The 11,902-nt window shown below is 35.8% G+C and carries 11 protein-coding genes; 4 read left to right on the top strand and 7 right to left on the bottom strand.

The features are described 5' to 3' along the window. Positions 1–74: 74 nt before the first annotated feature. The 5 genes from BCELL_RS07160 to BCELL_RS07135 form a co-directional block, all read right to left on the bottom strand. Entirely contained in the window at positions 75–281 is a 207-nt protein-coding gene (locus tag BCELL_RS07160; RefSeq protein ID WP_013488014.1) for a hypothetical protein, read from the bottom strand. Between the two features lie 102 nt (positions 282–383). After that, positions 384–2,051, bottom strand: coding sequence for an L-lactate permease (locus tag BCELL_RS07155; RefSeq protein ID WP_013488013.1), 1,668 nt, complete (start codon positions 2,049–2,051; stop codon positions 384–386). A gap of 879 nt (positions 2,052–2,930) precedes the next feature. After that, positions 2,931–3,683, bottom strand: coding sequence for a type I methionyl aminopeptidase (gene map / locus BCELL_RS07145; protein ID WP_013488012.1), 753 nt, complete (start codon positions 3,681–3,683; stop codon positions 2,931–2,933). Positions 3,684–3,796: 113 nt separating this feature from the next. Further along, positions 3,797–5,707 carry an LTA synthase family protein gene (locus tag BCELL_RS07140; protein ID WP_013488011.1) on the bottom strand — a complete coding sequence of 637 codons (1,911 nt, stop codon included), beginning with the start codon at positions 5,705–5,707 and terminating at the stop codon, positions 3,797–3,799. A gap of 85 nt (positions 5,708–5,792) precedes the next feature. Then, positions 5,793–6,716, bottom strand: a complete 924-nt coding sequence (locus tag BCELL_RS07135) for a ketopantoate reductase family protein (protein WP_013488010.1) — start codon at positions 6,714–6,716, stop codon at positions 5,793–5,795. A gap of 177 nt (positions 6,717–6,893) precedes the next feature. Here BCELL_RS07135 and BCELL_RS07130 point away from each other — a divergent pair, with 177 nt between their 5' ends. Together BCELL_RS07130 and BCELL_RS07125 are read left to right on the top strand one after the other, a co-directional pair. Then, positions 6,894–8,189: an MEDS domain-containing protein gene (locus BCELL_RS07130; protein WP_013488009.1), complete on the top strand. Its 1,296-nt coding sequence runs from the start codon at positions 6,894–6,896 to the stop codon at positions 8,187–8,189. A gap of 77 nt (positions 8,190–8,266) precedes the next feature. After that, complete coding sequence (locus BCELL_RS07125) at positions 8,267–9,748, top strand: potassium/proton antiporter (protein WP_013488008.1); 1,482 nt, start codon at positions 8,267–8,269, stop codon at positions 9,746–9,748. Between the two features lie 57 nt (positions 9,749–9,805). On the opposite strand, the gene BCELL_RS07120 is transcribed toward BCELL_RS07125, so the two are convergent. Together BCELL_RS07120 and BCELL_RS07115 are read right to left on the bottom strand one after the other, a co-directional pair. Further along, complete coding sequence (locus tag BCELL_RS07120) at positions 9,806–10,168, bottom strand: retropepsin-like aspartic protease (protein ID WP_013488007.1); 363 nt, start codon at positions 10,166–10,168, stop codon at positions 9,806–9,808. Positions 10,169–10,222: 54 nt separating this feature from the next. After that, a complete protein-coding gene (locus tag BCELL_RS07115) occupies positions 10,223–10,504 on the bottom strand; it encodes a hypothetical protein (RefSeq protein ID WP_013488006.1) in 282 nt (93 codons plus the stop codon). 175 nt (positions 10,505–10,679) lie between these two features. On the opposite strand from BCELL_RS07115, the gene BCELL_RS07110 reads away from it, so the two are divergent. After that, on the top strand, positions 10,680–10,880 hold the full coding sequence (locus BCELL_RS07110) for a hypothetical protein (protein ID WP_013488005.1): 201 nt from the start codon (positions 10,680–10,682) through the stop codon (positions 10,878–10,880). Between the two features lie 7 nt (positions 10,881–10,887). After that, positions 10,888–11,529: a PAQR family membrane homeostasis protein TrhA gene (trhA, locus tag BCELL_RS07105; RefSeq protein ID WP_013488004.1), complete on the top strand. Its 642-nt coding sequence runs from the start codon at positions 10,888–10,890 to the stop codon at positions 11,527–11,529. Positions 11,530–11,902 lie beyond the last annotated feature (373 nt).

Genomic DNA, 11,902 nt, shown 5'->3' with positions numbered 1-11,902 from the left:
TCCCGCGAAGCGTCACAAAAAAAGAGCGTCTCTAGAGACACCCTCTCATTTCTACACCATTATTTTCTTAAATGCTACCACCCAGAATGTCGTTTCACTACATCCGGAATTAACGATTTCAAATCATCTGCTGATTTATGCTGACAATATTCTGCAATGGCATAAAATTTCGTGAAGATTTCCTGTAATTCTTTTTCATCCTCAACAATATATTCCTTACAATATAAATCCGTTAACTCCATCGCAACGTCAAGAGAGCCCCGTTTTGAAGATCCACTCATGAGTTAATCCTCCTATAAAAATGTTTAATATATATATTAAACAAAACAGCTCAACTCTCCTCTATATAATTATTATTTTTCAGCTAATACTCTCATCAATAGCTATAAAATCAAATAAGCAATAATGAGCCCGATGACACCAGAGAAAAGAGAGTAGTATAACATAGGTAAAAACGTTAGCCTTAAAATTTTCCCTTCTTTACCTAATAGCCCTACAACTGTAGCTGCTGCGACAATATTGAGTACACAAATCATATTACCGGCATTTGATCCTAATATTTGTAAGCTTAATATGAGTGTAGGGTCTACACCAATTTGATCAGCGATACTAAACTGAAATAATGTAAACATCATATTACTAAACGTAGCACTACTTGAGATAAAAGTACCTAGAGCGCCAATAAATGGTGCAAATAATGGCCATGAGCCCCCTAACAGATCAGCAGCAGTATTTGCAAGTTCAATAGGCATACTTTGAAGTCCTGCATCATTCACACCGGAGTTAATAAATATTCTCACCATCGGAACAGCAGTAAATAATGTGACTGCAGTTCCAACAATTGCTTTTCCTGAAATCGAAAAGGAATAGAGTAATTCCCGTGTTTTTAGGCGGTGGATCAATGCTGTAATTAAAACAACGATTATAAAAATCGACCCTGGTAAATATAAAGGCTCTAATGATGTGCTAATATTCGTTCCTAAAATATTTGACCATGATATCGTCACATTTTGAAGCCACTCCTTAAAAGGAAGTACATCAATTCTAGTTAAAACTAAAAATAGCCCAACTAATAAATATGGTGTCCATGCTAAAGCTAAAGGTAGCTCTTTTTTTGGCTTCCCCGGCTTAGTTTTTAACATTTTTCCTAACCAATCTATATCCCAATCTTGTTCTTTAGGAAAATCCCACTTTTCTTTAGGTAATAGAAAGCCTTTTTTTACTGCTGGAATAACAATGGCTAGTCCAATTAAACCTCCAAATATAGATGGGAATTCTGGCCCTAAAAAAGTAGCTACGATTAGAGCTGGAACCGTGAAACTCAAGCCAGCAAAGATAGCAAATTTCCAAATTGCAAGGCCTTCCTTCCACGACTTGTTTTCTCCAAAAAAGCGCGTCAGTATCATCACTATAATTAAAGGCATAAATGTTCCAACGAAAATATCAATTTGCATTACTTGAGAGGCAATCATTCTTAAATAATCGGTCATCTCTATTCCTTCTAAATAAGGAGCAGCTACGGGTGCCACCTCAGATCCCGCCTGTAAACCTTGATCAATCCCAACAATGATTGGCGTACCTACAGCTCCAAAAGAAACAGGACTACTATCTGCAATGAGAGCTAAAACAACAGCAGCCAACGGTGGAAAACCTAAGGCAACTAATAATGGCGCAGCAATTGCTGGTGGTGTTCCAAATCCAGCAGCTCCTTCTATAAATGCACCAAACAACCAAGCAATAATGATCAATTGGACACGTCGATCTGCACTAATACCAAGAAAGCTGTTCCGAATTGTATCAATTGCACCGCTGTTTTTCAACGTGTTCAGAAGCAAGATCGCACCGAACACAATATATAATATTGATATTCCGATTATGATTCCTTCCAAGCTAGCGGCTAGTAATTGGACAAACGGAACTCGCCAATAAAAAAAAGCTAAAATACCAGTTGCAAGAAAGCTAATAGGCATTGCTTTCATTGCTGGCATACCTAAAACAACGAGAAAAATGATAACAGCGATAATCGGTGTTAAGGCAATAAGCATTGTCATAGGAAAATTCCTTTCTAAGTCTAAAATGATGAATGGTGGTGTTTAACATAGTTGTACTTACCTTACCCACTTATGAATTCGATTATGAACTTTGTCGGTCAGCGATTTGTATAAAAATATATTCATGTTGACAATCGTACTCTAGAATCTATTATATATTTTCCACCCGATCATTTCATAGAATATTAAGAAAATAATAAATTTTTTTGTTAGAAATAAGAAATATGTATTTACTCTAAAAAATTTTTATCTATTAACTTTGGTGTTGATTTTTACTTCAGGATACTCGCTTGTCTCTTCCTCTTCTAGTTTCGCTCTGAAGCTGCATCCGTCGAGACAGCTCGCAGCGTATTCAAGAAGTATATGCTCGGTGCCGCGGGCAAGGCTTCAAGAGGGAAGTGAAAAAGGTTGATCTTTACCTTATTCACTTCCCTCCATGCAATGAGCGTAGTCGTTGCAATCTTTTGGAAGACTACTATGAGTGGGTTTCTCAGAGTAGTCGCGCAACGAACGGAGCCATTGCTATCCACCTTGCCCACCCCGATGGATCTTCAGCTCACAACCTGTCTCTTCCTCTACATGCAACGCTCTGGAGTTGTATCCGTCGAGACAACTCGAAGCTTAATCGTGATGTAACGCTCGTCGCAGGCGTCTCGTACCCTTTCGTTTCAATCAACACTACTTTTAAATTATGAAACTCATTCAAGTGTAAAAAACTAAAATAAGACTTAAAACTAGGGTGAGTTAGTTTTAAGTCTTTTATATGTCGGTGTCGGCAAGTGTGCCATTGCCATTCAATTTATAGGCATTAAAAAGGTGGTCTGTATTTTTTCATTAGCCTCGACTTTACTAGGGACACCGTCATCTCTTCAGTGTTTATTAGATTCCTTGTTCTGTTAAGATAACTGGTCCTTCCTTACTTATCGCCAGTGTATGTTCATACTGTACAGAAATGCTCCCGTCTACAGTTCTGGCAGTCCAGCCATTTTCATCCATTTGTGATGCCCAAAATCCTGTATTGATCATTGGCTCTATCGTAATAACCATGCCTTCCTTCAATCTCTTCCCTTTTCTATTCGTTCCGAAGTGCGGGATGTTCGGTTCTTCATGTATCGTTGGGCCAATACCATGACCTGCAAATTCCCTTACAATTCCATATTGAAAAGGAGCAACGTACTCCTCTATTGCTGCTCCTATATCACCTACACGATTGCCTATTTTTGCTTCCTTTATCCCCACATATAATGCTTCCTTTGTAACTCTGCATAATTGTTTAATCTCATCAGAAACATCCCCGACGGTATAGGTCCAAGCTGAGTCTGCCAATCCTCCATGCAAGTTTGCTACAAAATCTATCGTAATAACGTCACCTGATCTGAGGGGTTCCTTTCTTGGAAATCCATGACATATTTCATCATTAATAGATGCACAAGTAGCAAAAGGATAACCTTTATATCCCTTCTGTGCCGGCGTTGCACCGTTCTTTAATAAGTACTCTTCCACGAAGTCATTTATCTCAAGTGATGAGATTCCAGGCTTCATCATCGTTGCTATTTGCTTATGAATCTCGGCTACTAACTCACCTGACTTTCGTATTAATTCTATTTCACGTTCTGATTTAAGCTGAATCAATGACATCCCCCTCCCTTTAATACTAGTGAGATAACAAATAAAAAATGTTGATAAAAATAAAACGAATGAATAAATCCATTCGTCTTATCTTTATTACATCATAGTTGTCTTCATTACTTCGGTGCCGGACCATCTTCAACAATTTCTTCATCATCCGCGGTTACACTTTGCTCAAACCGCAATAAATCTCCGTAAATGATGCGATCTGAATACGATAGCTGTCTATCTACTTCTTCAAAATAGTGTTCACAAAGTTGAATTTCTTCCATTGGAAGTCCATTGCGCTTGTCATAGCAGACGTTATTTGTATATATCACTTCTGGAGTAATAAAGCTACCATCTCTTAAAATAACGAGCTCTTCAAGCTCTTCAGAAAACAAGTTTTTCCCAAAAATAGTTTGGTTTTCTACAGTAATACCTAGCAAATGGAGAAGTGTTGGTCTTAAGTCAATTTGTCCGCTTACTGTAGAAAGTGTCTCTCCTTCCATGCCCGGAATGTGAATAATGAGTGGTACTTGTTGCAATTGTACTTCAACAAACGGAGTCACATCTTTTTCTAAATATTGTTCCATCGCTCTATTGTGGAAGCTGGAGATGCCATAATGGTCACCAAAGATGACAACGATAGAATCCTCATATAAGCCAGCATCCTTTAAACCTTCGAAAAATACTTTTATTGCTTCGTCTGTATATCTTACAGTTGGAAAATATTGATTTAAAGTGCGACTATTTGAATTAAATGGATCAATGAAATGATCTTCCTCATCCAAGTCAAAAGGAAAGTGGTTCGTCAGTGTAATCAAATTTGTATAGAAAGGTTGTTCCATATTAACTAAATGCTCAAGCGATTGCTCCATAAAATCAATGTCCTTTAATCCCCAACCAACTTCATTCGTTATTTCATAATCGTTAATATCATAAAAACGATCGTAACCTAGTTGATCGTACATAACATTTCTATTCCAAAAGCTTCCGTTGTTCGCATGGAGAGAAGCAGTGTAATAGCCATTTTCCTTCATAATCTCAGGTAGGGCATAATACTCGTTACTAGCATGTGTAAAAAATACTGCCCCACGTGGAAGAGGATATAGTGAGTTGCTTATTAAAAACTCAGAATCTGACGTTTTCCCTTGAGCAGTTTGATGATAAAATTCCTCAAAGTAAAAGCTATCTTTAATCAGCTCATTTAAAAATGGCGTCACTTCTTCTCCATTTACCGTATTATTTATAACAAAATTTTGAACTGATTCTGCTGTAATTAAAATGACATTCTTCCCTCTAGCAGCGCCAAATAAGTCTTTACTTCTCTGATCTTCCTGTTCTTCCATATAGCCCATAATTTCTACTAATTCATCTTCACTAGCAAATACTCTTTGGACCCTAGTAGTAGTATGAAGATAAACGTCATAAATGTGATAGTTATAGATTCCAATATTTTTCACTAACAATTCCCTATCAAAAGATCGTGTAAGCAATTGAGGTCTCTCAATATTCGCTATACCTATGTTTAGTATGAAAACGACCGCAACAAAAATAAAATAAGCTCGCATATTTCTAAAAGAAAATTCTATGTTCTCTTGCTTCTCTTTCAATTTATTTACGATCAAATAGGCACCAATAACAATCACGTCAATAATAAACAAAATATCATGCCATTGAATTAATGCGACAATACTTGTCGTTAAATCAGAGGCGTTGCCACCAACTAATAAAACTGGTAATGTCATATAATCAGTAAATTCTCGATAGTAAACACCGTTAGCATACAATATGAAAGTAGCCACTATCATAAAGAGCATTAAATACACTGGTCGTCTCGATTGTTTTGCTAATAATATAAAACCTACGACAAACATAATAAAAGCAATAGGACTTAACAAATAAATTATGCCTTGAAGAATATTTTCAATTGTAATGTTAAAACTAATAAAGCCTACTACTATTGTTTTGAGCCAAAGTAAAAATATGGCTAGTAAGTATGGTTTCGGTATCATTTTGAACGTATTTATTAATGTTGCTTTCATCATAATCCCCTCATCAATAGTTAAATTAATCAATCCCTATAATACCATTGACGAATGAACAGACACTAATGTTTCAAATTTTTGATTAGTTACGGAAATAATTTTTCTCGTACACTTTTAAATGTTGATAAATGAGACGTAATAATGGCGTTTCCACTCCCACTCTTTCTGCTAACAATAACAAGTACCCTTGAAGATGATCCGCTTCTATTTGCGCCCCTTTCTCAATATCTCGAAGCATTGATGATTTCATATCTGCATGTTGCTGGTCTATTAACCGCATATATGTTTCCACAATAGATGTCGCTATTGGTGCACCATGCTCCACCATCGTGATCCGTATTTCTTCAAATAATTGTTGTATATATGTCCTCCCTTCCATCGTATCTCTAATTGGTCCGATGGGAGATCTCATTAATGCCGTAATACCCGAGAATGTAGAAATAAATAAATATTTATGCCACATTTCCTGTTGTATATTTTCACTTAATTGAAACGAGGCCTTTGTATTTGAAAAAGCATTCTCTATTTCTTTAGCACGATCAGTCACTTTGCCACTCCATTCACCAAAGATGAGAGAGTGGATGTTGCTTTTTTGAATAATTGCCCCTTCTTTATTTAAAGTTGCTTCTATAAAACACAATCCTCCCAAAACTTGCTCTGGCGAAAAATATGTATGCAGTAGTTCCATATGCTCTATGCCATTTAATAGCGGGATAATAGTTGTATATTCACGTACGAATGGTTCAACTGTTCGTAGACCGTCCTCTAAATGGTACGCTTTTGTTGCGATGATAACAATGTCAAACGGTTCATCATTTTCATTTCCGACTATCATTTTTGGGTGAAGTTTGACATCTCCATGAACACTATTAATGACCAACCCGTGCTCCTGGAGCTGCTGTTTTCTTTGTTCCCTAACTAAAAAAGTAACATCTTCTCCTTTTTCTATTAAACGTCCTCCGAAGTAACCACCAACCGCTCCAGCACCAACAATTAAAATCTTCATTACTACAGTCTCCTCTCAAAAATCCTCTCATTATTAGTTCTACTTTCGCAAAAGAAATCCTTTTTAAATCTATATTTAGAAAGGTTTTGTCGAATATCAACTAATTAGAGGATATTTGTTCCAATTATAAAAGATGTTAGCTAAAATGAAGACAACACACTTACAGGGGGAAAAACTATGGCAACTAGGTCACTACCATTAACAAAAAAAATAAATGTAACAGAAGGTTCTCACATATTATATTTTTATCGTGATGCTGAACAATACATAGAAAATGTCATATCCTTTATTCAGTCTGCAATCGAATTAAATCAAAAAGTTGTCTACATTGATAACTTTACAAATTACGCAGCATTAAATGCGAAATTTGGCAGTGAAATTAAGCAAATGATAGCAAAAGGTTCTTTCGAATATATATCTAATTATGAGTTTTATGAAATGTATGGAGACTTCCATTTTGAGCGGGTGCTAAATAATTTCAAATCAACTGTACAGCCTTATGTCGATAAACAACAATCCGTTAGAGTATGGGGGCATGTTGATTGGAGTGAACAGGAAAATATATTAGATAAGCTTCATACATATGAATGCGAATGTGATTTAACGGTAAGTGAAATAGGCTTTATGACCGTATGCTGCTATAACGGCCGGGAGGTACCCGCATATATACAAACGGAAATGATGCGAAGCCATGAATATTTTATGACAGATAATGACCTTGTAAAATCTTCACTATACAATCAATCAAAAGAAACAATTTTTCCGTCTCTATCGACACAAAAGAAGATAGAATCTGATGTTGATTTCTACAAGCAAAAATTAGACTTTATTCATGTTGTAGCTCATGAAGTAAGAAATCCACTTACCGTAATTAAATCGTTTGCTGCGATCTTAAAATCTGAAATTGAGGATGAAAGTAAATTATCGAAATTAAGCCTAATAGAAGATTATTCAGTAGCTATTGACCATGAAATCCACCATATCATTCAAACGGAACAGATGATTACGACGGATTCGTTTTGGAAGCTTAAGCTCGTTAAGCTTATCCCCATCCTAGACGAAGTGATCGAAATTATGACGATAAAAGGGCGGACACAAAACATTCATCTCCGTGCTAACATTGACATCCCTAATAACATCATCGTCCGCGGGAATATTATGGGGTACAAATTAATTATTTCAAATTTATTAAGTAATGCAATCAAATATAGTTCAGAAAATGATAATGTATATTTCTACAGCTATGTAGAGGACAATCATATTGTTTTAGAAGTGAAGGACGAGGGTATCGGTATGTCAAAGGAGCAATTAGATAAGCTATTTACTAAGTACCAAAAAATGCACGAAGAACATTCTGGGCAAGGGATAGGCTTATACATGGTAAATAAATTGGTTCACCACTTCAATGGAACGATTAAAGTAAAAAGCGCTTTAGGAAAAGGTACAACGATTAAAATTACCTTCCCAAAGTAGTTTCCCGTTATATGATTAAATAAAACATGATATATTATATTACAAATCACCATTTTAATAGGAGGTTGTTATAATTAATGCTTACTGACACCTTTGATGCTACCGCAATAATATTAATTGTAGCAATACTCCTCTTACTCGGAGTATTTACAACAAAGTTCTCCACCCGGTTTGGCCTTCCAGCACTCGTTCTATTTATCGGTATAGGGATGGTAATGGGTAGTGATATTGCTGGAATCATTTACTTCGATAACCCTAAAGTCGCGCAATTAATTGGCATTTTCGCTCTCATTATGATCTTGTTTGAAGGTGGTCTTCAAACAGAATGGAAAAATGTAAAACGCGTTGCTACTCCTTCGATTACTTTAGCAACTATCGGCGTACTACTCACTGCTTTAGTCGTTGGTGTCGGAGCGAAATATATCATTGGACTTGCATGGTGGGAAGCTCTTTTGTTTGGTGCTATTGTTGGTTCAACAGATGCTGCTGCCGTATTTAGTGTCCTTCGTGGTCAAAATGTAAAGGGAAGATTAGAAGGAACGTTAGAGGCTGAATCAGGAACAAATGATCCAATGGCAATCTTTTTGACGGTGTCTCTCATTTCATTAATCACCGTATCTAGTATTAATTTTGCATTTGTCTTTATATCATTCTTATGGCAAATGGGTATAGGGCTATTACTCGGCTTCGCTTTCGGTAAACTTGCTTTATTTTCTATTAATAATATCAAATTAGACTCAAGTGGTTTATATCCTGTTCTCGCATCTGCATTCGCCATATTGACTTACAGCTTCACTTCAATAGTACACGCCAGTGGTTTTTTAGCTGTCTATATCGCAGCATTAGTAATCGGTAACCATGACTTAACTTACCGTCACTCCATTTTGCGTTTTCACGAAGGCTTTGCTTGGATGATGCAAATCACTATGTTTGTTCTACTTGGATTATTTATGTTCCCATCACAATTGTTAGATTGGACAATCATTTGGCAAGGACTTCTTTTATCCATCATTCTTATGTTTGTTGCTCGCCCAATTTCCGTTTACGTATCACTCCACTTTTTTCCATTTGATTGGAAGGAAAAAGCATTTCTTTCTTGGGCTGGTTTACGTGGGGCTGTACCGATTATACTAGCAACATTTCCGATGATTGCTGGGATAGAAAATAGTCAAATCATTTTTAATCTCGTGTTTTTTATCGTATTAACGTCTACTTTATTACAAGGAGCCAGTATTCCATACGTTGCAAAGAAGCTCCAATTAACAAAACCACCTAAAAAAGCTCCAACACATATTTTAGAGCTAACCTCACTCCAACAAACGAATGCTGAAATCGTTGAATTCTTTATTGATAGTAATAATCAAAATATCGGTAGAAAAATTACTGATCTCCCTCTACCAAATGACGTATTAGTTAATGCGATTATACGTGAAGACGAACTTATTCCACCTCACGGACAAACAATTATCTATGAAGACGATATTTTGTTCGTTTTAGTAAAAAGTAAAGACTTAAATATTGCAAAGCAAGTGTTACTCACGAAAGAGGAAAAGATATAAAAGGCAGCGTCATTTCGGCTTTTCACCTTTGACACTGCCTTTTTACAAAATTCTCGTTTAAATAACTCTTGAACCTGATAAGGTCATTGCATCTAAATTTATTTTCGCCCCAACCTTTTTTAAAAAGTCTAACCCTAATACACCATCTAAATTGGCGTCTTGTAATTTTTTTACTTCTAACGGAAAATCAATGATCTTCAATGGCCCAACACTTAAGCTGGACGCATTCATAACATAGGGTACTTCCATTGTACTTGCTTCGCTTAAAGTTATACCATTTTCGACTAACCGTTGTATTGATAACTTACTATGTGTGGCACAAGTATCAACTAATACTCTGTTTAGCTTTAACGGTTGCCCATTAATATAAACCGTCATTTCAGTCAACAAATATCCTCCATCAATTCTTAAGCTCTTCATCGGAAAACACTCTCCTTATTGAGAAAGATACAATACACATTTATATTAGCACAATTATTTCGATATGTTTTTGTATGTTTCAATAAAAGCTGATGGATCTACTTTTACTTGAAAAGAAAAAACGCCTTGGTTCGTATGTAAATATAAAAAGCCTAGCTCACCTTTCCTTTCATGAAAAGTTATATCAAAAACATGATTTAATAAAAACTCCTTTTCCTCAGTTACAACTTTATTTTTATATAAAACGATATTGAATTGTTTTTCTATCACCTTTTGTTCAATACTGTTTATAACTCTAACTTTCGTCACATACGGAAGTGAAGCGATATATGCCATAAAATTCCTCCATAAAAATGTACTAATGATTACTTTACATATTTGTTTACGTGATTCGAGATGAGAAGTTTCAACTTTGATCGAAGTTGTTTTGTAGCATCTTTGAAAGTAATCCTGTTATACTAACAGTAAATGTTATTCTTATAAAATTCAAACATATGGAGGTAATATATAAATGGATTTCTTTACGATGCCCGATAGAGCTGAAGGTGGATTCGCTTACGCGTATATTATTATGATATTTGTCTTTATTGCAGCATCGTTTACAGTAAATAGACTGAAACGAGCAAATAAGAAACGGTCAGAAAAAGAAAATGTAGAAGAAGTTAAAATGTATGAATATGAAGAAAATGATATAAATCACAGCAAGGAATGATGTATTAATGGCTAACACGCACGTCTTTACAAAAGAAGAAGAGATTGCAAATTCTATTACTCACGGGATAGGTTCCATTTTAAGTATTGCAGCTTTAGTTCTTTTAATTGTTTTTTCTAGCCTTTATGGTACAGCTTGGCATATTGTAAGCTTCACTCTTTATGGAGTAACTATGGTGCTATTATATACAGCTTCCACCTTCGTTCATGCATTACCACAAGGAAAAGCAAAAAATGTATTTGAAATTTTAGATCATTCATCGATATACTTCTTTATTGCTGGCACATACACCCCATTCCTATTTATTATCATTCAAGGCTCGTTAGGCTGGACTTTATTCGGTTTAGTGTGGGGATTAGCAATTGCCGGTACAGTTTTTAAATGCTTTTTCGTCAAAAAGTTTTTATTTACATCGACTATGCTGTATGTTTTGATGGGGTGGTTAATTATTTTCGCATGGAAACCACTCGTTAACAACTTACATCCACACGGACTATATCTCCTTATATTAGGTGGACTATTATATACATTAGGCGCTATTTTCTATGTTTGGCGTGGTTTTAAGTTTCATCATGCCATTTGGCACCTATTCGTTTTAGCTGGTACAGCCGCACACTTCATTGCTATTTTAGGTTACTTATTACCTTAAGAAAAGACTAAAAACGAGCTTAATAAAGCTCGTTTTTAGTCTTTTCTTAAAAGTGGTGTAGAAATGATGCCACATGTCTTTAAAGTAGTAGTGAGTGCTCTTCTCGCTACTACGTGTGGCATCATTTCCACCGCCAATATTTTTTCAACTTTTTCTAGGAATAAGTTGTCCCATAAATGTAGAAAGTACTGACACTGAAAAAGTGAAAGAACACCACTTTTTCAGTGCCCTCTGCTCTTCTCGCTAATACGCGTGGCTCATTTCCACCGCCAATATTTTTTCAACTTTTTCTAGGAAGAGGTTGTCCCATAAATTGTAGAAAGTACTGGCACTGAAAAAGTGAAAGAACACCACTTTTTCAGTGCCCTCTGCT

This window comes from Evansella cellulosilytica DSM 2522, from assembly GCF_000177235.2.
Taxonomy (GTDB): Bacteria; Bacillota; Bacilli; order Bacillales; family Salisediminibacteriaceae; genus Evansella; species Evansella cellulosilytica.
This window is presented reverse-complemented; position numbering and strand designations above follow the sequence as displayed.